We start from the raw sequence: 22,023 nt of genomic DNA on the forward strand, positions 1-22,023 counted from the left end.
CCTGCACATGACCACCAGCACAGGATTCGACATCCGCCGGATCGGCGGACGCATCGGCGCCGAGATCGTCGGCGTCGACCTCTCCACCGACCTCGACCCGGCGATCGTCACCGAGATCAACACGGCACTGCTGGAACACAAGGCGCTGGTCTTCCGCGGCCAGCAGCTGGACGACGCCGGGCAGCTGCGCTTCGCCTCCCTCTTCGGCGAACTCACCACCGCCCACCCCACCGTCCCGTCCGTGGACGGGCAGCCCAACATCCTGCCGGTCGACGGGGACGAGGGCATCCGCGCCAACCACTGGCACACCGACGTCACCTTCGTCCGCACACCCCCGAAGGCCTCGACCCTGCGCAGCATCGTCGTCCCGCCCTACGGCGGCAACACGCTGATCGCCAACTCGGCCGGGGCCTACCGGGACCTGCCCGAGCCGCTGCGCGAGCTGGCGGACAAGCTGTGGGCGGTGCACACCAACGACTACGACTACGCCGCCCCGAAGACCGACAAGGCGGCCGAGCACCGCAAGCAGTTCGTCTCGCGCAAGTACCGCACCGCCCACCCGGTGGTACGCGTGCACCCCGAGACGGGGGAGCGAGGCCTGTTCATCGGCGGCTTCGCGCAGACCATCGAGGGCCTCGGCCCGTCCGAGTCCCGGGACCTGCTGCGTATCTTCCAGTCGTATGTGACACGCCCTGAGAACATCCTCCGGGTGGCCTGGACACCCGGTGACCTCGTCCTGTTCGACAACCGCATCACCCAGCACTACGCCCCCGACGACTACGGCGACCTGCCCCGCCTGCTGCACCGGGTGACCGTCGCCGGGGACGCTCCGGCGGGCATCGACGGCACCTCCAGCCGCGCCATCGAAGGCGATGACGCCGGCCACTACACACCCGCCGCGGCCTGACGCACGCGGGACGCCCGTTGATCACTTGGCTGATCGCCTGCGCCGCCCTGGCGGAGGCGGTCAGCCAGGGCCGGCGGCCGACCCCGTTCGCGCGCACCGGCCGCGAGGAAGATGTAGCCGCACTGTGCGGGCCGGTCGGGTGAAACCGCTCCGGCTCGTAAGCTTGGGCCATGGATCTGATCTTGGCGGAGGAACTCCTTCTGGTCGGCCGCGATTCCGACGGCAGAAGTCTGCTGAACAGCATCACGGCCACCCGGGGTGTCGCGGGGGCGCTGCTGATCGAGCTGGCGCTGCGGGGCGAGATCGGCGTCCGCGACGGGCGCCTGGTCGCGGACGAGTCCGCTGGCGCGGACGCGGAGCGCGCGGCGCATCCGGAACTCGACCGGCTGGTGGCCCGAATCCGGGCCGAGTCGCGTGCACGCAAGCCCAAGTGGTGGGTGGAGAAGGCCGAGTCGCGCGAGGTGAACACCCGCCTGCTCACCGGCCTCGCGCAGCGAGGGGTGCTGGCGGAGGAGCCACACCGTGTGCTGGGCCTGTTCCCGGTGCCCCGCTGGGTCGACAACGACCCGCAGCCCGCCGCCGAGGCGCGCAGGCGACTCGTGGGAGCGATGGGGGCCGGCCCCGTCGAAGCGCGGACGGCCGCGTTGGTGGCACTGGTCGACGCCTGCGGTCTGTCCCGGCGCCTCTTCCCTGATGTGCCCGCCGCCGGCCGCAAGGCCCGGATCAAGGAGCTGTCGAAGGGCGCGTGGGCCGCGACAGCGGTGCGGGACGCCGTCCGGGCCGTCCAGGGCGCGGTGGTCGTGGCGGTCACCGTGGGCGCTGCCGCGTCTGGCAGTTAGTGCGTCGATGCCGTGCCGTCGGCTCAACCGACATGCACGCGTGGGCGGCGCTCGCGGTCGGGTTCCGCTTCGCGGAGGACTTCGCGGGTGACGGGGGCGACTTCGCCCTGGCCGAAGAGGAAGAAGCGCAGGAACTGCGCCAGGGGGTTGCCCTCGGTCCACTCGAAGTAGATGTGCGGCCGCTGCCCGGTCTCGTCGCGTACGTGCAGGAGCAGCGCGGCCAGGGCGTTGGAGACGGTGGAGCTCTCCAGGCGGAGCACGCGGTAGCGGCCGTGCTGCACTTCACCGCGTACCCGCAGTTCGCTCTCGAATTCGGAGGGATCGCCGAGGGTGACCTCGACGAAGATGCAGTCCTCCGACGTCGGCAGGTCGTTGTCGGTGCGAATCTGCTGGAGCTTGTCGCGGTACTCGGCCACATCGCGCGCGTCGGGTTCGTTGGCGATGAAGCGGATCTTGCGGTGGGCGGTATCGCGTACAAAGCGTTCGGCCATCTCGTCCAGCACCACGCTGGTGACGCGCAGCTCGAAGGCGCGGGCCAGGCGGGAGAGGAAGGAGACGAGGATGATGCCGGCGATGAAGCAGGCACCGATCTTCACACCGTCGGGCCGCTCGATGATGTTCGCCACGGTGGTGTAGAGGAAGACCAGGGCGATGACCGCGAAGCTGATCGTCCAGCCGTGCTGGCGGGCGCGGCGTGCGGCGATGGTGACGGCGATGGCGGCGGAGCTGATGAGGACCAGGACGCCGGTGGCGTAGGCGCCGCCCTGGGCGTCCACGTCGGCGTTGAAGATCCAGGTCACCAGGAACGCGACGAGGGTGAAGACCAGCACCATCGGGCGCACGGCTCGTGCCCAGTGGGGCGCCATGCCGTAGCGCGGCAGGTACTGCGGCATGAGATTGAGCAGACCGGCCATGGCGGAGGCGCCGGCGAACCACAGGATGGCGATGGTGGAGATGTCGTAGACGGTGCCGAAGGCGGAGCCCAGATACTCATGCGCCAGATAGGCCAGCGCGCGCCCGTTGGCCTCCCCGCCCGGCTTGAACGCGTCCGCCGGGATGAGCAGGGTGGTCACGAAGCTGGTGAGGATCAGGAAAACACTCATGATCACGGCGGCGGTGGTGAGCAGCTTTCTCGCGCCCCGGATCCGCCCGGTGGGACGCTCCTCGGTGTCGCCGGTGTCGCCTTCGATATGCGGCATCACCGCGACACCGGTCTCGAAGCCGGAAAGGCCCAGCGCCAGCTTCGGGAACACGAGCAGGGCAACTCCGACCATCGCCAGCGCGTTGCCGTGCTCGGTGGTCAGCGCCTGGGACCAGTCGGTGATGACATGCGGAGCGGAGCCCACATGCCACAGCCCGGCGACGACCACCGCCACGTTGAGTACGAGGTAGAGGCCGACGAGCGCCACCGCCACCCCGATCGCCTCCAGGAACCCCTTGAGGAAGACCGCGCCGAGCAGGGCCACCAGGACGAGCGTGATGAGCATCTGCCGGCCGTGCAGGGCGCTGCTGACATGCGGGTTCTCCACCAGGTGGGTGGACGCGTCGGCCGCCGACAGGGTGATCGTGATGAGGAAGTCGGTGGCCGCGAACCCCAGGAGGGTCAGCACGAACAGCTTGCCCTGCCAGAAGGACAGCAGCCGCTCCAGCATCGCGATCGACCCCTGGCCGTGCGGGCTCTCCTTCGCCACCCGCCGGTAGACCGGCAGCGCGCCGGCCAGCGTCACGATGACCAGCACGATGGTGGCGACCGGCGACAGCAGCCCCGCGGCCAGGGCGGCGATACCCGGCTGATAGCCGAGGGTGGAGAAGTAGTCCACACCGGTCAGGCACATCACCCGCCACCACCGCTGCCCCTCATGGGCGCCCTGCGGTCCGGCATGCGGTCCGGGGCGGCGCTTGGCCATGTCGGCCAGGCCCTCCAGCATCCAGGCGCGCAAACGATGCCGCACCGCGGCCCCGGGCGACGGACCGGCAGGGGCGGAGGCGGCCATCGTGTGCTCCTGTCGTACCGCGAAAAGATCCAGCCATCGAGGAGACGGCCAGGTCAGGGTACGCATCCGGAGTGGATTCGCCTTGGTGTTCGTGACTTCGGCGGCCGTGTGTCCCCGGATGGATGGCGATGGCGACTGCACTCGGGTGGTGCTCAGCCGATGATCCCGGCAACGCGCCGCGCCGGTCGTCCGGTGAAGTGGTGGACGTACTCGTGCTCCAGCCGGAATCCGGCGGTCCAGGCAAGGAGCCGGCTGGGGCGGTCGTCGCGGGAGCATGTCCAGCTCGGGGTGTGGCCGCGGGCGGCGATGTCCTTGCACAGGGCGGTGACACAGGCCGGGGCGAGGCGCCGGCGGCGGTACTCGGGAGCCGTCACACAGGCGACGTCCTCGAATCCGCTGCCACGGAAGTACGTACAGGCCGGCGCGAGAACACGGCCATGCGCGAAGGCCGCCCAGCCGTGTCCCGACCCGGCGAGGCCTGCCGGGCCGCCCCAACTGGCGTGAATCCACGCCGTGTCAGGACCCAGTGCGGCGAGCGCGGGGGCGTCCTCGGGAGTCAGCCGACGCACCGTCACACCAAGGGGCGGGCGTGGCGGCGACACGGGGACGCGGTGGACGTACGCCATGCGCTCCCAGGGCAGCGGCAGATGATCGGCGCAGGCCACGGCTATGGCACGCGGATCGACGGCACGGTCGGCCCACCAGCGACCGACTCCCGAGACCAGCGCATGTTCGGCCAGCGCTGTCGCCGCCGGGGGACCGGCCGCGAACCAGCGGTGGAGGGCGGGGAGTTGGTCGGCGGACAGTTCGATCACACCGGCGTACAGACCGTCGTGCATACCGGGTTGGGCGGTGCCGTGGCTGCGACCACCGCCCAACCCGGAGCTTTCAGGACCCGGAGCTTTCAGGACCGGAGCTTTCAGGCCTGCGCGACCAGGCCGAGGTCCTGGCTCTCGTGCTCGTGCTCGCAGGCGTCGTCGATTCCGTAGGTGTCCCAGAGGGGGAACGGATCGTCGCAGGGCAGCTCCCCGCTGGTCAGGAGGCAGTCGGCCAGGGCCGCTCGCAGCGCTTCGGCGCGCAACTCCGTTCCGATGAAGACCAGTTCCTGGCCCTGGCTGTCGCCGACGGCGCGGGCGCCGGACGGCTCGAAGCGGGCGACCGCGCCTGCCTGCGACCACAACCCGGTGACGTGGGGGCGGCTGGCCAGCCAGAAGAAGCCTTTGGACCGCAGGATGCGGCCGTAGGCGCCGCTGTCGAGTTCCTCGGTGACGAAGGTCCACAGGCGGCCGGGATGAAAGGGCGCGTCGGCACGGAAGACCGTGCTGGAGATGCCGTACTCCTCGGTCTCCGGTACGTGGTCGCCGTTGATTTCGCGCACCCAGCCCGGGGCCAGCTGGGCCCGTTCCAGATCGAACGACCCGGTGCCGAGGATGTCACCGGCGTTCACCTGCCCGTGCCGAGCGGGCACGATACGCGCGGCCGGGTTGAGGCGGGCGAGCGTGGCCTGAAGACGGCCGGCACTGTCCGCATCGACGAGATCCGTCTTGTTGAGGACGATGACGTCGGCGAACTCGATCTGGTCCATCAGCAGGTCGCTGACGGTGCGTTCGTCCTCCTCGTACTGGTCCAGGCCCCGCTCCGCCAGCCCGTCGCCGCCGTTGAGCTCAGGCAGGAAGTTGGCGGCGTCGACGACGGTGACCATGGTGTCGAGCCTGGCGAGGTCACCGAGGGTCGCCCCGTCATCGCGCGGGAAGGCGAAGGTGGCGGCGACGGGCATCGGTTCCGAGATGCCGCTGGACTCGATGAGGAGGTAGTCGAAGCGGCCCTCGCGGGCGAGCCGGTCGACCTCTTCGAGCAGATCGTCGCGCAGGGTGCAGCAGATGCAGCCGTTGGTCATCTCGACCAGGCGTTCCTCGGTGCGGGAGAGGGCGGCCTCGCCGCCGCGCACCAGGGTCGCGTCGATGTTGATCTCGCTCATGTCATTGACGATGACCGCGACGCGCAGGCCCTCCCGGTTGGCCAGGACGTGATTGAGCAGGGTGGTCTTGCCGGCTCCGAGGAAGCCCGACAGGACGGTGACGGGCAGTCGGTTGTGCGTCATGCCGCCGGCTCAGCTCTCCGGTCGCAGCAGCCCGCGCTCGTACGCCTTGGCCAGCCGCTGCGGTACGAGGTACGGGGTGCCGTCGACGGTGACGGGCACGAGCTGGGGAGTCGTGGCCTTCCACTGGGCGCGGCGGTGACGGGTGTTGCTGCGGGACATCTTCCGCTTGGGTACGGCCATGACGACCTCCTGCGTTGTTGGGGTGAGGCCACGCTATATGAAAATGGATGCCATTATCAAACTGTGCCCCGGAGGTGGTGAGGCTCAGCCGTCGAGGGCGAGGTGGACGCCGAAGCCGGCGATCGCCGTCCCGCTGATCCGATCGAGGACACGGCGCGCCGACGGGCGTCGCAGGGTGCCGCGGAGCGCTTGGGCGCATGCGATCAGTACGCCCGACCAGAGTGAGGCGAGCACGATGTGTACGCCGGCCAGCAGGGTGCCGGCCAGCAGATGCGCGGCGCCGGCCGGGATGAGCTGCGGCAGGACGGCCATGTAGAAGGCGCCCATCTTCGGGTTGAGCAGGTTCGTCACGGCCCCTCGGCGCCAGCCTCGGGCGAAGCCGTCTTTCGCGTCCGGGGCATCCGGCTCATCCGCGGCGTCGGTTGGGGCGGTATCCGTCTTGGGGTGTCGGCGCAGTGTTGGCAGCAGGATCCGGCTTCCCATCCACACCAGGTATGCCGCTCCCGCCCACCGGAGTATCGCGTAGGCGAGGTGGGAGGCGGTCAGTACGGCGGTGATGCCGAGCGAGCTGAGCACACCCCAGGCGAGGGTGCCGGTCTGGATGCCGAGAACGACGCCCCAAGCGCGTCTGCGGTGGCCCAGGGCGGCGGTGCGCAGTATGAGGGCGGTGTCGAGACCGGGTGTGAGGGTCAGAAGTCCCACGATCAGCGCGAAGGACCCCAGTGCGGAGGCAGTGATCATGAGCGGTCACTGTACTGCCGGAGCCGTCAACTTCCCATTTTCTGCCCGAAATCGGGCAGAAAACTCTTGGCTGCGGTCGGGCGGAGGCGGCGGGTCAGTTCGCCGTGGTGTCTTCCGCGCGGGACAGGGCGACATCGAGTACGACCAGCAGGGCGTCGCGGACCGAGCCCGTGTGGCGGGCGTCGAAGACGGTCAGCGGTACGTGGTCGGAGATGTCCAGCGCCCACCGCACCTCGTCGAGGTTGTGGTGGACCTCGCCGTCGAAGGCGTTCACAGCCACGGCGAACGGGATGTCCTTGTGCTCGAAGTAGTCCACCGCGGCGTAACAGTCGTCCAGACGGCGGGTGTCCACGATCACCAGACCGCCGAGAGCGCCCTGGACCACGTCGTCCCACATGAACCCGAACCGGTCCTGACCGGGCGTGCCGAACAGGTAGAGCTTCAGCGTCGGGTCGATGGTGATACAGCCGAAGTCCATGGCGACCGTGGTGGTGGTCTTGCCGGGGGTGTGGGAGAGATCGTCCACGCCCGCCGCGACTTCGGTGATGGCGGCCTCCGTGGTCAGTGGCCGGATCTCGGAGATCGCGCCCACGGCCGTGGTCTTGCCGACGCCGAAGCCGCCGGCGATGACCAACTTGACCGGCAGCGGCGGCTGTTCAACCGCTGTCACGGAGTGTGCCTCGTGAGTCGGGGACGGCACGGAGACCATCGATAACCCTTCGCAGTACGGAGATGTCCTGGGTTGTCCTGGCGTTCGGGACGTGCACCGCCAGATGCCCGGCGGTGCACAGGTCCTGCGCCAGCACCCGGACCACATTGAGGTGGAGGTGCAGCCGGGCGGCCAGTTCCGCCACCGACTGCGGGTGTCGGCAGGCGGCGACCAGGTCGTGTTGTTCGAAGGCGAGCGAGTCCAGGCCTGAGAGCCCGGACGAGGTCGCCACGACCTGGGTCTCGACCGGGAGCGGTGGGCCGGTGCCGCCGCCCGCCACCCGGCCGGCGGTCAGCAGGAAAGGCCGGATCGCGGGAGCCCGGCCGGCCGGCTCCGAAGAGCCCCGGGTGCCGCCGTCCCCCAGGCTCTCGGCTCCTCCCCCACTCTCGGCTCCGCTCGAGCGGGGGGACCCCCATGCGCAGGGGGGACCCCCATCCTCGTTCGGTCCTGGTTCACCGGCGGTCATCATGGTCCTCTTCTCGGCGCCCGCACTGGTTCACCGGCGGCGGTCATCGTGATCCTCTCCTCGGCGCCCGCATCCCTGCCTCCGTGGTGTGCGACGGGTCAGCGGGCCGGTGCGGCGCCGGCGTTGTTCTTGAGCTCCAGCACCAGTTGGGGAGTGAGCGCGCTCCCGGCCCGGTTGGCGAAGAGGGTCATCTCGTAGGCGATGTTGCCGAGCTTCGCCTCCTTCGAGGTCACCACCCCGAGGACGGCACCGCAGCCGATCGCCGACACCAGCACATGGCCGCCCTCCAGGTCGATGATGACCTTGTTGAGGCCACCGAGTCCGTAATTGCCGGACGCACCGGCCGCCAGACTCGTGACGCCCGACACGATCGCCGCCAGCCGCTCGGAGTCGGCCTGCTCACGGAGTCGGGAGACGGCGATCAGCAGGCCGTCGGAGGACACCGCGATGGCGTCGACGACGCCGGCGGTCTGGGTGGCGAACCGGTCGAGCAACCAGGTGAAGTCGGCCGCGGCGGCTGTCAGATCCATGGGCTCGTCCCGCTCGGAACCGCTCTTACCTGTCGGCGTCGTCACTGCCCGACTCCTTCCGGGGTTGCTGGTGTTGCGCTGGGGCTGGGTCCGTCGGGGCAGCAGCGGTCTCCTGCTCTGCCCTGTGTACGGCGGCTTCGAATTCGTCGAGTTCCGAACGGACCGCGTCGGCGTCGACGGGCCCGCGCACGGCCTGGGCCCCTCGGTCGGCCGTCGGTGTGGTCATGTCGAGCGTCGCGCCCCGTACCCGCCGTCGCAGCGGACGCGCGGACTGCGCCGGCCGGGGCTCGGACGCGATGGCGGGGACCCGTACCGGCAGCGGCACAGCGGAGGCTGGTGCGGACTCGGACTCGGACTCGGACTCGGACTCGGGATCTGGCTCGGACTCGGGCTCTGGCTTGGGCTCGGGAACCAGCTCGGGCTCGGGCGCGGCCAACTCCCGCTCGGGCGTTGTCGGTTGCTCCGACACGGCCGCGGCACGGCTCGCTGCCGGGGCCGGCGCGGTGGCCGGGCCCACGTCCAGCAGCAGCGTGGCGGGAAGCCAGACGGTGCCGGTGACCCCGCCGCCCGGCGTGCGGCTCAGGGTGACCCGAATGCCCGAGCGCCGGGCGAGGTTTCCGACCACGAACAGGCCGAGGACCTTGGTCGGTACGAGGTCGAGCCGCTCGCGGTGGACCAGCCGGGAGTTCTCCTCGTCGAGGCGTTCCGCGCTCATTCCGAGTCCGTGGTCGATGACCTCGATCAGGGCACCACCGTCCGAGGTGATGTCGGTGCCGGGCCGGACGACCACTTCGACGGGCGTGTCGGACGGGGAGAACGAGACCGCGTTCTCCAGCAGTTCGGCGAGCATCAGCGTCAGATCGTCGACGACGTCGGGCGCGACGGTGACCTCCGTCTCGGACCGCAGGGACACCCGCTGGTATCCCTCGATCTGCCCGAGCCCGGCCCGGATGACGTTGACCAGGCTGGTCGGCCTGGCCTCCACCTCGGGATCCCGGATACCGGCGAGCAGCATCAGACTGTCGGCGTTGCGCTGGAGCCGTACCGCGATGTGGTCGATGCGGTACATCCGCTCCAGGACGTCGGGGTCGGTCTCCTCTCGCTCCACGGCGTCGATCAGCAGCAGCTGGCGTGAGGTGAGGTTGCTGACCCGGCGTCCGACGTTGCCGAACATCTCGGCGACGTTGCGGCGGCTGAGCACCTGCCGCTCCAGCAGTGCCGCGGCGGTGACCTGCACCTGGTTGAACGCCTCGGCCAGGTGGCCGATCTCGTCACGGACCGGGACCGGGATCGGCCGCGGCCGCAGCGGGGTACTGTCCGCCGACTCGTCGTCCTCGACCTTGCCGAGCTCCTCGCCGGCCACGTCGACCACCTGCTGGGCGGCGCCGGTCAGGGCTGCCAGGGGACGTACGACCGAGCGCCGGACCAGGACGGAGAAGGCCAGCCAGCAGGCGAAGCCGAGCAGGGCGAGGCCGAGCATCACCAGCGCGTTGTGCAGGGAGCCGCGGGAGAGACCGTCGGCGCGGGCGGCGATCTGGTCGATCAGCGAGCGGGTGATGTCGAGGCGGGCCTGGGCCTGCCGGGTTCCGGCGCTGATCGCCGTGCGCAGCTGCTGCGGCGTCTGGCCCTGCAGGGAGCCCGGATCGATCTGGAGCTCCGCGAACTGGGCCTCGACGCCGTTCTCCTCGGCGGCTCGCTCGATCCCGCCCAGGCGCAGGACCTGGTCGGGGTCGGCGATCCTGCCGAAGCGCTCGGTCTGCTCCTCGTAGAGCTTGTGGGCGCCGACCGCGCGGGTGTACTCGGTGAGCGCGTTGGCATCCCGGGTCTGGGCGGAGAACACCCCGCTCTCGAAGGCCGCGTGGGCGGCGTCGGCACGCAGTACCGCGTCGAGAAGACGGGTGACCGAGGACGACGAGGTGCCGACGAAACGATCGAGGCCGATGCCGTCGATCAGGTAGCCGACCGCGGCGGCGTACGCGGGGTCGATGCCGGCGGCCGGCACCGAGCCCCGCTCGACCTTGTCGCGCAGCACGGCAAGGCCCCGGATGTACTCGAGGGCCTGTGCTTCCTTCTTCGGCAGGCCCGCCCCGAACGCCGAATGCACCGCGTTGACCTGCTCGTCGGTGTCCTGCTGCGTCCGACGGTAGTCGGCGGTGGACGGCAGCGCGGTGCCGGGCCTGGCCGACTCCTGCTCCACGGACAGCAGCAGCGCCTGCCGGTGTTCGGCCTGGACGTCGTTGATCAGCCTGGTGACCTGCTCGCTGTCGCGCACCAGCTCCGCGGTCCGCCTGGCGTCCAGGGCCTTGTCCACCTGGGTGTTGACGCCGATGCCGAGCAGCACGGCGACGACCGCGACGGGCGCGATCACCAGAACGTTGAGTTTCCGTCGGAACGGCCATCGGTCCAGGACGGCGCCCATCCGCTCACTGAACCGCGGCCGCAACGGTGAACGCCCGGACGGGTCCGGTTCGTGTGGTGGCGGGTCCACTGTGTCCACGGACACCCAGGCCTCCTTGCGATGTGCTTCTGAGCGGTGACCGAGGTGTGGTTGCCGACCGCCGACGACGGGGGAGTGACGCATGCGAAGTTCGCCGCAAATGCGAGCGAATAGATCACGCCACATGCCCGACCGGCCGCGAACATTACCGCTTGTGCATGCGCATGCAACACATGACCAGCAACGGTCCAGTGGTATTCAACTCTTTGTCACCTTTGGCCCATTGCCCCCATTGGATGTGCCATGCCGGCATTGGGGCGGTGTCCGTGGGGGAGCGGGGTGGTGTCCATAGGGGAGTGGGGCGCAGGTGGCTTGTTCCTCACCCCGGTTCGGCGCCGGAGACGTACGCGGTCCCTTCCGGAGGCCGATGCTCCGCTCCGCCTCGGCACCCGTAACCTGTCTCCCCCACCCCAACCCGTAATCCTCAACCTGCCCTGCGAGGAGACCCGTGCATCCCAACCGCAAGGCGGTCGCGACAACCGCCGCACTCCTGCTCATGGCCACCGCCGCCTGTGAACCCGGCGCCGGCTCCACCGCATCCCACACCAGCTCGTCCAAGCCCGGATGCCCCACCGTCCTCGCCAGGGCCAAGCACGCCGTCAAGAAAGCCGAGGAGGCCAACGCCCCCTGGAAGGGCCCCACGACCGGGCCCCAGGCCGTCCACGGCAAGTCCGTCGTCTTCATCGCCCAGACCCTGACCAACCCCGGTGTCGCCGGCGTCGCCCAAGGCGTCCAGGAAGCCGCCAAGATCGTCGGATGGCACGCCCGCACCATCAACGGCCAGGGCACGCCCAGGGGCATCCGGGCCGCGTTCAAGCAGGCCATCGGCCTCAAGCCGGACGGCATCGTCATCGGTGGCTTCGATCCCGAGATGGCCGCCGAGGAAGTCAAAAAGGCCAACAAGGCCGGGATTCCACTGATCGGCTGGCACGCCACCGCAGCTCCCGGCCCCAGTGAAGATCCGCGACTCGTCAGCAACATCACCTCCCGCGTCGAGGACGTCGCGAAGATCAGCGCCGACTGGATCATCGCCCGGTCCAACGGCCGCGCGGGCGTCGTCCTGTTCACCGACGCCTCGATACCCTTCGCGAAGCGCAAGTCCGATCTGATCAAGAAGGAACTCGCCACCTGCTCCGGCACCAAGCTGCTGAGCTACACCAACATCCCCATCCCTCAAGCCAGCAGCCGCTCCCTCAAGGAAGTCCGCTCGCTGCTCTCCCGTTTCGGCCGCAAGTGGACCTATTCCGCCGCCATCAACGACCTGTACTTCCGCGCCGCCGCCCCCGCCCTGGGCGCCGCGGGCAAGGACGGCGCCGGCGCCCCGTTCAACATCGGTGCCGGTGACGGCGACCCGTCCGCCTTCCAGCGGGTCAACGGCAAGGAGTTCCAGGCCGCCACCGTGCCCGAGCCGCTGTCCGAACAGGGCTGGCAGATCGTCGACGAGTTCAACCGCGCCTTCGCCGGCGCCCCGGACAGCGGATACGTCGCCCCGGTCCACATCGCCACCGCCGCCAACAGCGGTGGTGCGGTGTCCTGGGACTCCGAGGGCTACCGCCAGGCCTACCGCAGGATCTGGGGCGACTGACGTCATGAGGGTGCGCTGCGGTCAACCGGTAATGCTGTCCAGGTAGCTGAGGACTGCCAGGACCCGACGGTGCCCGCCGTCGGCGACCGGCAGTCCCAGCTTCACGAAGATGCCTCGGGATCCTGCTCTCCGGACCCTTACGCGGTTTTTGCGGCCCGCCGGTCGCGGCGCTGCTTGAGATGGCCTGCGGCGGCCAGCGCCGTCACCACGGCGGCCGTGCCGGCGAGTTGGTGACGGCCGTCGGGGCCGGCGGCCATGACGGCGAACACGCCGAGGATGGCGGTGAACGCGAGCCAGGTCAGGTAGGGGAACCCCCACATCCGCACCGAGAGCAGTTCGGGTGCCTCGCGCTCCAAACGGCGGCGCATCCTCAGCTGGGTGAGGCAGACGATGGACCAGACGACCAACACCGAGCAGCCGGCGATGTTCAGCAGCCAGGCGAACACGGTGGTCGGCCACACGATCCCGGCGACCACGGCCGCGAAGCCGAACACGCAGGACGCCAGCACCGCCGCCGCCGGCACGCCCCTGGTGACCCTGCCCAGAATACGAGGGCCCTGGCCCCGGTTGACGAGCGAGTACGCCATGCGCGACGAGCCGTAGATATTGGCGTTCATCGCGGAGAGCAGTGCCACCAGCACCACGATCTGCATGATCGTGCCGGCTGCCGGGATGCCGAGCCGGTCGAGCACGGCGACGTACGGGCCGTCCGTGGCGACCTTCGGGTTGTTCCACGGCACCAGGGTGACGACCACGGTCATGGAGCCGATGTAGAAAACGGCGATACGCCATACGGCGGTTCGCACGGCGCGGGCCACGTTCCGGCTCGGCTGGTCGGACTCCGCCGCCGCGATGGTGACGGTCTCCAGACCGGCGAACCCGGAGATGGTGGTCAGCAGCCCCGCGGCGAGACCGGCGGCGCCGGTCGGGAAGAAGCCGCCGTGGCCGGTGAGATGACTCGTACCGGGCGCGTTGCCGAACACCCCGAGAATGCCGAGCACACCGAGCACCAGAAAGGCGACGATCGTGGTGACCTTGATGGCGGCGAACCAGAACTCGAACTCGCCGAAGTTCTTGACCGCGGTCAGATTGCTGGCGCAGAAGAACGCCATGAAGATGGCCACCCAGCCGTAGGCGGGGATGAACGACACCCAGGTGTGCATGATCGCGCCCGCCGCGGTCGCCTCGGCGGCCACACCGGCGCAGAGCATCAGCCAGTACATCCAGCCCGAGGTCGCCCCTGCCCAGGAGCCGAGTTCCTCCTCCGCATGCACCGAGAACGAACCGGTGGAGGGCCGGGCGGCGGACATCTCACCGAGCATCCGCATGATCAGCATGACCAGCGCGCCGGCACCCACGAAGAGGAGGACGATGGCCGGCCCGGCCGCCGCGATGCCGGCTCCGGAGCCGACGAAGAGGCCCGCGCCGATGACGCCGCCGAGCGCGATCATCGACAGATGGCGCTGCTTGAGGCCGTGCGACAACACGGACTCGTCGTGCTGCACGGCCTGCGAGGGGGCGTGGGGTGACCGGGTCTGAGGTGACCCGGTGGTTGTCCGACTCATGGTCGTGCCTGTTCATTTGAGACGTTCGTAAGCCGCACGAGTCTGCGGGGAGGTGTGGCCCGTATGGCGTTAACGCCCGCTATTCGGACGAACCGTTCACACATGGTGAAGGAGCTGACACGTATGGAGATGTCAGATCTGAGGGGGAGTCAGCGCCGCCGTCGGATCAGTCCGCTTCGGCCTGGGCTTCGACGTCCTCGACGCCCCTGGGGCGTCCGGCGCGGGCCCATCGGACGTAGAGGGCTCCGGCGATGAGCAGGGTGGCGGCGAGGGAGAGCATCGGCCAGCCGCGCAGCAGGTTCACGACGAGGGTGAACGCGACCGCGGCCGCGGCGAGGGCGTTGACCCAGGCCAGGGCCGGTTTCTTTTCCGTGCGGGCGAAGCGGGCCATCGCCACCAGGCCGACCAGGAAGCTGACGAAGACGGCGACCGCGTAGAACAGCACCAGTTCCTGCTCCTGACCCGCCGCGGCCATGATGATCACGCCGGCGGCGAGCAGGTAGACGACGACGGACCAGTACGGGGTGTGGTGCCGGTTCGTACGGCCCAGGACCGGCGGCAGTACCCCGGGCGCACCGGCCGTACCGGCCAGGGCCTTGAGCAGACCGGGGCCCGCCTGGAACGAGGAACTGGCGGCGGCGAGCAGCAGCAGGGAGCTGGTCAGCTGGAACGCCCCGTAAAGCCAGCCGGGTCCGGCGGCGGAGCGTGCGATGTCGGAGATCTGGGTGGATTCGGCGACCGGGATGCCGATGTGCAGACGCAGCGCGAGGACGGTGAGCGCGATCGTCAGCCCGCCGACGATGACCAGGAGCAGGGCGAGGGTGCCGCGGCCGAACCGGCGGCGCCGGGCGTCGTCGAGCTGGCCGAGCTGGGCGATGGCGGTGGAGGGCGCTTCGACGCCGGTGGCCAGGGCCATCGCGACGGGGAAGGCGAGGACGACGGCCAGCGCGGCAGGCCGGCCCGCATCGGTACCGGCCGGGGCGTGGCCGATCTCGTGCGGACCGACGAAGCCGAGGACCAGGACGGCGACGGAGACCGCCACGAACAGCAGGGTCATCGCAGCGAACAGCAGACGACCGCCGTGCCCGAACCAGGTCAGCCCGCCGACCAGCACCAGCAACACCAGCGCCAGCGGGACACGGGCACCCGCGAGTGCGGGAAAGAGCGCGATCGCCGCACTGGCCGCGGCCGAGATCGAAATACCGATGGTCAGCACGAAGTCGACCACCAGCGCGCCGATCGGCAGGAAGGTCCACCGTGGCCCGAAGGCCCGCCCGGCCGCGGCGGCCGCGCCGCCACCCTTGGGGAAGCGGCGTACCAGCTGCCAGTAGTTGGCGGTCACCACTACGACCAGGCCGACCACCAGGGATATGGTGGGCAGCAGCAGCGCCAGGTCACCGTGGAGCGCGCGCAGGGCGGCCTCGATGGCGTACGCGACGGAGGAGACCGGATCCGCGATCACCGCGAACGCGAAGGCGATGAAGAGCACGGAGGTGCGCGGCCCGCGGCGGGACCGCACGGGCGGGGTGGCCGCGGCCACATCGGCCTGGGGGAGAGTCATACCAGGAAGGCCTTTCACGGCGGACGACGAGGACGAAGTCACTTCGTGCCGACCAGACTTCCCGGCTCACCTGGTGTCAACGATACGTCAGCGGATCGCTATGAATGCGCTGAGGAAGCGTCAAGATCGAGGGGGGAAACGGGCGGCTCCGCCGCAGGCAGGCGGGCCCAGTGGGTGGTGAGGTCCCCGTGGCTGCGGGTGCCGTGCGCGGTGGCCAGAGTGTGGACGATATCCATGCCGCGGCCACGCTCGTCCCGGTCGCACGAGGCCGCCCACGCCCCCTTCAGCGTGGCACCGAGGCGGCCGCGTCCTCGGCGAGCTGCCAGCAGTGCAGCAAGGACCCGACGATCTGGCGGGCGTGCCGGACCGCCTCCGGACGGTGCGCGAGCCGACACGACGTGTGGTGGGGGAGAGACGGGTGCGGGATTTCCATGATCGTCTGCCGAGGGTGGGGGCGCGGGTGAGCGAACACATCCAGCCTGCACAGCGCCGCCCGACGACACAGGCGGGGATATACGCGGACCACTACCCGGATCCTCGCTACCTGCCCCCGACCGGACGAGTGGTCGGTGCCTCATGGGTATCCCGCGAGCGCGTATCCGTACGGGTAGTTCTCCCCTCACAGGATTCGGGCCCGGCACGCATGATCGCGGACATCGCCGCCGGTGCCGCCGAGCGCATCGGGCTCACGACGCCGGCCACCCGCCCAACCGAGGGGGAATCATCAACGCGCCCGATCTGCCCGACGGATCCTGCTCGCCCTACCGGGCTGCCCGGCTGCTGCACGACCAGGACGGTCCGCTGGAGGAGGTCGCCGGGCATCTGCTCGCCGCCGAGCCCGCCGGCAGGGCATGGGTCGCCGGCGCATTGCGTGCCGCCGCACGCCTGGCCACCGCGGATGGTGACACCGAGACGGCCGTGACGTACCTACGGCGCGCGGTGCGCGAACTGCCCGCGGCAGGGCGGGGCGCGCTGCTGGCCGAACTCGGACGGACCGAGGCACCGGCCCACCCGGCAGCAGCGGTCCGCCACTTGTACGCCTCGCTGGACGAGCTCACCACCCCGTCGGCCCGCCTGGAAGTCGTGCCCGTACTCGCCGACGCGCTGGCACGAGGACAGCGCGGCTGCCAGGCAGGCGAGCTCCTCGAACGCGAGGCCCGGCTGCTGGACGCAGCCGATCCACCGCGCGGCGGCGCCGCGTTCGGCCTGCGGCTACGGCGTGCGCTGATCGAACTGAACGATCTGAACAAGCGGCCGTGGCCGACCGAGAGGCTGACCGAGCTGACGCCCGACGGCGATCACGACGGTGCGGGCGACCGCGCATGCGAACGGGCGGTGCAGGCGCTGCGGGCGGCTCTGGCGGTCGGCCGTCCCGCCGACGCGGCCACCGTCGCCAGGTGCGCTCGGGACGCGCTGGACGCGCTGGACGCCGCACAGCCGCACGACGACGCCTTCACGGCCGCGACCGGCCTGGCCGCCCTGGCCCTGGTCTGGTGCGACCGGCCGGCGGAGACGACGGACTTCCTCGACCGCCTGTCGGAACAGAGCCAATGGCACGACTGCGCTCCGGCGCAGAGGCTGCTCGCGATGGGCCGGTGCGAGGTGGCCTACCGGACCGGACGCCTTGCTGCCGCCCTCGACGCGGGACGCCGCTGGCTCTACCTGACCTCGGCCGTCCGCGGAGACGCCATGGTGCCCCTCGCGGCCGCCGGTGTCGTGCGGGTACTGCTGGAGACGGGCCGGCACACGGAGGCCGAGACGCTGCTCCTCGATGCCGACCCCAAGCGGTACGGCGGCGTGTGGCAGTGGGCGCACCTGCTGGAGGCGCGTGCGCGGCTGCGTCAGGCGCACGGTGACCACCAGCGGGCTCTGGAGGACCTGCTGGAGTGCGGGCGTCGTCAGATCGCCTGGCAACGCGACAACCCCGCCATCCTCCCGTGGAGATCCCTCGCCGCCCTCGCCCACCTCGCACTGGGCCGCCCAGGGCAGGCCGCACGCCTGGCGCACCAGGAACTGGAGCAGGCCCAGGACTGGGGCACACCGCGCACCCTCGGCATCTGCCTGCGCGCCGTCGGCATGACGACGCGCGGCCGGGCCGGCCTGAAGCCGCTGGAGGAATCCGTCGGCCTGCTCGAAGAAGCCGGCGCCACCCTCGAACAGGCACGATCGCTCGTCGAGTACGGGACGTTGCGCTTCGAGGCCGGGCACGCCCGGCTGGCCCGTGAGGTGGCCCTGCGCGGGCTGGTCCTCGCCCGGCAGTGCGGGGCCGTCGGCCTCGCCGACCTGGCCCGTGACCGACTGCGTGCCTTCGGCGCACGGCCCCGCAGAGCACATCTGGTCGGCGTGGCGGCGTTGACCGACGGCGAACGCCGTGTCGCCGTGCTCGCCGCCCGGGGGCTGACCAACCGGGAGATCGCCGAGACCCTGTTCGTCACCCGGCGGACCGTCGAGAACCATTTGACCAGTGCCTTCCGCAAGCTCGGTATCGGCGGCAGACGCGAGTTGGCGCCCTTGCTCGACAGCGGCGGGTCGTGACCGGGCGGCAGATCTCCGTCGGCGGCCGGGGGCTGTCACTGCCGGGGTGGCGGGCCCGTTTCCGTGTCACGGGCCGTTTCTGTGGGACGGTCCGTTTCTGTGACACGGTCCCGCCACCCCGCCCGTCGCCGACGGCCTCAACGGCCGTCGGGGCAGGGCCGGTTGTCGGCTTACCTGGCCCGCCCCAGCCCCGCGTACTGCATCGCGCCGAACACCATCACGGCGAGGCCGATGAGGCCGACGTAGGCGTCGCCGAGGACGGTGATCGGAAACCATGCGGGCCCGGCTGCGATGATCGCTATGCAGCCCACCGCCCATATCGCGTTGAGGACGACGGCGCCGGCGGCGATCCACCGGATGACGGCTGGGCGGGTGCCCGCGTACCAAAGCCCTGCGGCATAGACCGCCAGGAACCCGCCCTGGGCCCAGTGCAGCCACGACGGCAGACCGAGCAGCGGGTCCAGCGCCCTGGCGCCCAGCAGACTGAGCGCTGCGACGAGTCCGGAGACGGTGCCGTCCAGCTTGAGGGCGAAGCGCAGCAGCGCATCGTTGTTCGCCGCCCCCCGCGTGCCGGATCGCTTGATCACGTCAACCATCTGACGCCCCATCAGGCCGTGCTGACCGCGGCGCGGGTGATGAGGTCGGCGACCTCCCGCGCACGGGAATGCGGCGCGGAGTGGCTGGCCGGCACCGACGTGGTCACCGCCCCCATCCGCTCGGCCATGAAGCGCTGGGCCACCGGCGGCAGGGCACGGTCCTGCTCGGCCACCTGGTACCAGGAGCGGATCGAGCGCCATGCCGGCTCGCCGGAGGAAGTCTCCAGACACGTCAGAGCGGAGGGCTTCTGCACCGCCGCCAGCACCTCGGCGCGCACCGCCGGCAGGTCGGCAGCCCACACCTCCCGGTAGCGGTCCGGATCCAGCCCGCAGAGCCCGTCCTCGTACGGCTGGACCGCCTCGCCCACCGTGGCCCCGAAGTTCTGCAGGATCTGGAAGCTGCTCTCGCCCTTGTCCGGAGCGAAAGCCGCCACATACACCAGCGCCGACACGTTGGACGCCGCCACCGCGGCGTTGGTGATCACCGTGCCGCCGTACGACCAGCCGGCCAGGACGACAGGACCCGACATCCGCTCCAGCACCCGCCGGGTCGCCACCACGTCGTCCTCCAGGGAGGTCAGCGGCAACTGCACCGCCACCACCCGGTGCCCGGCGTCGTGCAGGAACGGGATGACCTCGCTCCAGCTGGATCCGTCGGACCACAACCCATGTACCAGCACCACATCTGCCACGGTCATCGATTCCTCTGTTCGTCTACGGACGGCCCCCGTCACCCGGCGGGAGAGGGGGCTTCTCACGAGGAACAAGACTGCCGAGACCAACGCCCCCGTGGATCACGGAAACACCGTGAGAATTGGCCTCCCCGTGGGCCGGTCGGCGGGAGATTGCCTGGTCCGCGGCGGACGTCTACGGTGTGGGCATGGGCGGCAATGTCCGGGGCGCCGGCACGCTGCCGGTTGAGATGACCCGTTTCATCGGGCGACGGCATGAGCTCTCACAGGCCAGGACGTTGCTGTCGCGCGGGCGTCTGGTGACGCTGACCGGGCCGGGCGGGATCGGGAAGACCCGGTTGGCGCTGCGGGTCGCCGCCGAGGTGCAGCGGTCCTTCCCCCGTGGAGTGTGGCTGGTGGAGCTGGCCGCGCTGGAGGACGGGAACCGTCTGACGCAGACCGTGGCGGCACGCCTGCGGCTGGGCAACGAAGCAATCGGTGATCCGCTCGCCAGGCTCGTGGACCATGTGGCCGGCGAACGGATGCTGCTGGTGCTGGACAACTGTGAGCATGTGCTGGACGCCAGTGCGGCGCTGGTCGCCACCTTGCTGACGGCGGCTCCGGACCTCCAGGTGCTGGCGACGAGCCGTCAGACGCTGGGGGTGGCCGGGGAGCAGGTGCTGCCGGTGCCCTCGATGGTGCTGTCCGGAAACGGCGGCCCGTCCCCCGAACTGTGCGACGCGGTGGCCCTGTTCGCCGACCGGGCGGCCGCCATGCGCCCCGACTTCGCCCTCACCGGGGAGAACACCTCCGTCATCCACGAGATCTGCCGTCGGCTGGACGGCGTTCCCCTGGCCATCGAACTGGCGGCGGCCCGGCTGCGGGCCCTGTCGGCGCAGGAGATCCTGCTGCGCCTCGATGACCGGTTCACCCTGCTCACCGCGGGATCCCGGGCCGCACTGCCCCGTCAGCAGACGCTGCGGGCGGCGATCGACTGGAGCCACGACCTGTGCACGGACCAGGAACGCCTGTTGTGGTCGCGGCTGTCGGTGTTCTCCGACGGCTTCGACCTGCCGGCGGCCGAGCGGGTCTGCAGCGGAGACGGCATCCGGCAGCGGGACGTACTCGACCTGGTCATCGGCCTGGTCGACAAGTCCGTCCTGGCCGGCGAGGAGCGCGGGGCGCGGATGCGGTACTGGCTGCCGGACACACTGCGCCAGTACGGGCGGGAGCGGCTGGCCGCGTCGGGTGAGGAGCAGAAGCTGCGGGAGCGGCACCGCGACCACTACCGGGCGGTCGCCGAGCAGGCCGAGGCCGAATGGTTCGGCCCCGACCAGTTGGCCTGGTTCACCCGGCTGCGAGCGGAACACCCCAACCTGCAGGCGGCGTTGGAGTTCAGTCTCGGCGAGCACGGGCAGGGGCGGGAGGCGATGGGCTTGGCCGCCTCCATGTGGATCCACCGGCTCGGCTTCGGATCCTTCGACGAGGGCCGCCAATGGCTGGGCCGCGCCCTCGCGATCGACGAGGAGCCGAGCCCGCAGCGGGCGAAGGCCCTGTTCGTCGACGGTCTGCTGGCCGTACTGCAGGGAGATATCAGCGCGGCCGACAGCCGGGTACAGCAGTTTCGGGTGCTCGAAAGCGCCCTGGGGGAGGACCCGGACCTGATCCGCGCCAGGGTGACGCTCGCCGGGCTCGTGGCACTGTTCCAGGGAGCCTTCGGCCAGGCCGTCCCGCTGCTGGCCGAAGCACTCACCAGACATCAGGCGGCCGAGGACGCCGGTAACGCCGCGGTCACCTCCTTCATGCTCAGCACCGCCTGCCCCGATCCCGACGATCCCGCCGGCACCGTCCACGCCGAGCGGTGCCTGGCACTGTGCGAGGCCCACGATGCCCAGTGGTCGCGCACCCACGCGCTGTGGGTCCTGGGGCTGGATCACTACCGGCACGGCCGTCACCGGCGGGCCGGCACGCTGGTCCGGCATGCGCTGAAGGACAAACCGCTCTCCCACGACCAGTGGGGTGTGGCCCAGTGTCTGGAGGTGCTGGGCTGGTGTGCGTCCTCGGCGGACCGCGCCGAACGAGCCGCCACGTTGCTGGGCGCGGCCGACGCGACCTGGCGGGTCGCCGGGTCCGCGCTCACCGGGCTCGGCCATCTCCAGGCCGGCCACCAGCAGTGCGAGGCCGCCCTGCGCAGCGAACTCGGCGACACCGCCTACGCCGCGGCAGTCGAAGCGGGCGGGCGGCTCACCCTGGAGCAGTCCGTCGCCTATGCCCTGGAAGAGTCCTCGGCCCCCACACCGCCACCGCCCGCCGACGAGGCGTCGGCGCCGCTGACCCGCCGCGAACGCCAGGTCGCCGGGCTGGTCGCGCAGGGCATGACCAACAAGGAGATCGCCGCCGAGCTGACGATCTCCAGGCGCACCGCCGAGGGACACGTCGAGCACATCCTGACGAAACTCGGCTTCACCTCACGGGCCCAGATCGCCGCCTGGGCCGCCAGGAACCACGGATCCGACGCCCACGACAGCGCTCCTACCGCTCCGTGA

19 protein-coding genes are annotated in these 22,023 nt (G+C 70.6%); 5 read left to right on the plus strand and 14 right to left on the minus strand.

From position 1 onward, the window contains the following. The first annotated feature begins 7 nt into the window (after positions 1-7). Together FCH28_RS07350 and FCH28_RS07355 are read left to right on the plus strand one after the other, a co-directional pair. Complete coding sequence (locus FCH28_RS07350) at positions 8-907, plus strand: TauD/TfdA dioxygenase family protein (RefSeq protein ID WP_136738865.1); 900 nt, start codon at positions 8-10, stop codon at positions 905-907. 170 nt (positions 908-1,077) lie between these two features. Continuing rightward, entirely contained in the window at positions 1,078-1,746 is a 669-nt protein-coding gene (locus tag FCH28_RS07355) for a GOLPH3/VPS74 family protein (protein ID WP_136738866.1), read from the plus strand. Positions 1,747-1,769: 23 nt separating this feature from the next. On the opposite strand, the gene FCH28_RS07360 is transcribed toward FCH28_RS07355, so the two are convergent. The 9 genes from FCH28_RS07360 to FCH28_RS07400 form a co-directional block, all read right to left on the minus strand. Then, a complete protein-coding gene (locus FCH28_RS07360; RefSeq protein WP_136738867.1) occupies positions 1,770-3,740 on the minus strand; it encodes an APC family permease in 1,971 nt (656 codons plus the stop codon). A 152-nt stretch (positions 3,741-3,892) separates the two neighbouring features. Continuing rightward, on the minus strand, positions 3,893-4,555 hold the full coding sequence (locus FCH28_RS07365; RefSeq protein WP_136739165.1) for a GNAT family N-acetyltransferase: 663 nt from the start codon (positions 4,553-4,555) through the stop codon (positions 3,893-3,895). A gap of 104 nt (positions 4,556-4,659) precedes the next feature. Then, entirely contained in the window at positions 4,660-5,841 is a 1,182-nt protein-coding gene (locus tag FCH28_RS07370; protein ID WP_136738868.1) for a GTP-binding protein, read from the minus strand. Positions 5,842-5,850: 9 nt separating this feature from the next. Beyond that, positions 5,851-6,021: a 50S ribosomal protein L32 gene (rpmF, locus tag FCH28_RS07375; RefSeq protein WP_006601600.1), complete on the minus strand. Its 171-nt coding sequence runs from the start codon at positions 6,019-6,021 to the stop codon at positions 5,851-5,853. A gap of 84 nt (positions 6,022-6,105) precedes the next feature. Then, positions 6,106-6,762: a LysE family translocator gene (locus FCH28_RS07380; protein WP_136738869.1), complete on the minus strand. Its 657-nt coding sequence runs from the start codon at positions 6,760-6,762 to the stop codon at positions 6,106-6,108. A gap of 94 nt (positions 6,763-6,856) precedes the next feature. Continuing rightward, positions 6,857-7,471 (minus strand): GTP-binding protein, encoded by a 615-nt coding sequence (locus FCH28_RS07385; protein ID WP_136738870.1) that lies wholly within the window; start codon positions 7,469-7,471, stop codon positions 6,857-6,859. Next, positions 7,419-7,835 (minus strand): DUF742 domain-containing protein, encoded by a 417-nt coding sequence (locus FCH28_RS07390; RefSeq protein ID WP_425471906.1) that lies wholly within the window; start codon positions 7,833-7,835, stop codon positions 7,419-7,421. Before FCH28_RS07390 ends, FCH28_RS07385 begins: the two co-directional genes overlap by 53 nt. A 200-nt stretch (positions 7,836-8,035) precedes the next feature. Continuing rightward, entirely contained in the window at positions 8,036-8,467 is a 432-nt protein-coding gene (locus FCH28_RS07395; RefSeq protein ID WP_136739166.1) for a roadblock/LC7 domain-containing protein, read from the minus strand. Positions 8,468-8,492: 25 nt separating this feature from the next. Beyond that, the gene (locus FCH28_RS07400) at positions 8,493-10,886 is read right to left on the minus strand and encodes a sensor histidine kinase (RefSeq protein ID WP_246102564.1); all 2,394 of its coding nucleotides are present in this window, start codon (positions 10,884-10,886) and stop codon (positions 8,493-8,495) included. 526 nt (positions 10,887-11,412) lie between these two features. Here FCH28_RS07400 and FCH28_RS07405 point away from each other — a divergent pair. After that, the gene (locus FCH28_RS07405; protein ID WP_136738872.1) at positions 11,413-12,549 is read left to right on the plus strand and encodes a substrate-binding domain-containing protein; all 1,137 of its coding nucleotides are present in this window, start codon (positions 11,413-11,415) and stop codon (positions 12,547-12,549) included. Between the two features lie 137 nt (positions 12,550-12,686). Here the strand turns inward: FCH28_RS07405 and FCH28_RS07410 are convergent, their stop codons facing one another. From FCH28_RS07410 to FCH28_RS37960, 3 genes are all read right to left on the minus strand, one after another. After that, a complete protein-coding gene (locus tag FCH28_RS07410; protein ID WP_136738873.1) occupies positions 12,687-14,114 on the minus strand; it encodes an amino acid permease in 1,428 nt (475 codons plus the stop codon). 166 nt (positions 14,115-14,280) lie between these two features. Further along, positions 14,281-15,675 (minus strand): APC family permease, encoded by a 1,395-nt coding sequence (locus FCH28_RS07415; protein WP_136738874.1) that lies wholly within the window; start codon positions 15,673-15,675, stop codon positions 14,281-14,283. A gap of 283 nt (positions 15,676-15,958) precedes the next feature. Continuing rightward, positions 15,959-16,108 (minus strand): hypothetical protein, encoded by a 150-nt coding sequence (locus FCH28_RS37960; RefSeq protein WP_169314079.1) that lies wholly within the window; start codon positions 16,106-16,108, stop codon positions 15,959-15,961. Positions 16,109-16,251: 143 nt separating this feature from the next. Between FCH28_RS37960 and FCH28_RS07420 the strand changes: the two genes are divergently transcribed. Next, entirely contained in the window at positions 16,252-18,210 is a 1,959-nt protein-coding gene (locus FCH28_RS07420) for a LuxR family transcriptional regulator (RefSeq protein ID WP_136738875.1), read from the plus strand. 170 nt (positions 18,211-18,380) lie between these two features. Here the strand turns inward: FCH28_RS07420 and FCH28_RS07425 are convergent, their stop codons facing one another. Both FCH28_RS07425 and FCH28_RS07430 read right to left on the minus strand, forming a co-directional pair. After that, complete coding sequence (locus tag FCH28_RS07425) at positions 18,381-18,797, minus strand: hypothetical protein (RefSeq protein WP_136738876.1); 417 nt, start codon at positions 18,795-18,797, stop codon at positions 18,381-18,383. 20 nt (positions 18,798-18,817) lie between these two features. Then, a complete protein-coding gene (locus FCH28_RS07430) occupies positions 18,818-19,504 on the minus strand; it encodes an alpha/beta fold hydrolase (RefSeq protein WP_136738877.1) in 687 nt (228 codons plus the stop codon). Between the two features lie 182 nt (positions 19,505-19,686). Between FCH28_RS07430 and FCH28_RS07435 the strand changes: the two genes are divergently transcribed. Continuing rightward, positions 19,687-22,023: an ATP-binding protein gene (locus tag FCH28_RS07435; RefSeq protein ID WP_136738878.1), complete on the plus strand. Its 2,337-nt coding sequence runs from the start codon at positions 19,687-19,689 to the stop codon at positions 22,021-22,023.

This window comes from Streptomyces piniterrae, assembly GCF_005048155.1.
Lineage (GTDB): Bacteria > Actinomycetota > Actinomycetes > Streptomycetales > Streptomycetaceae > Streptomyces > Streptomyces piniterrae.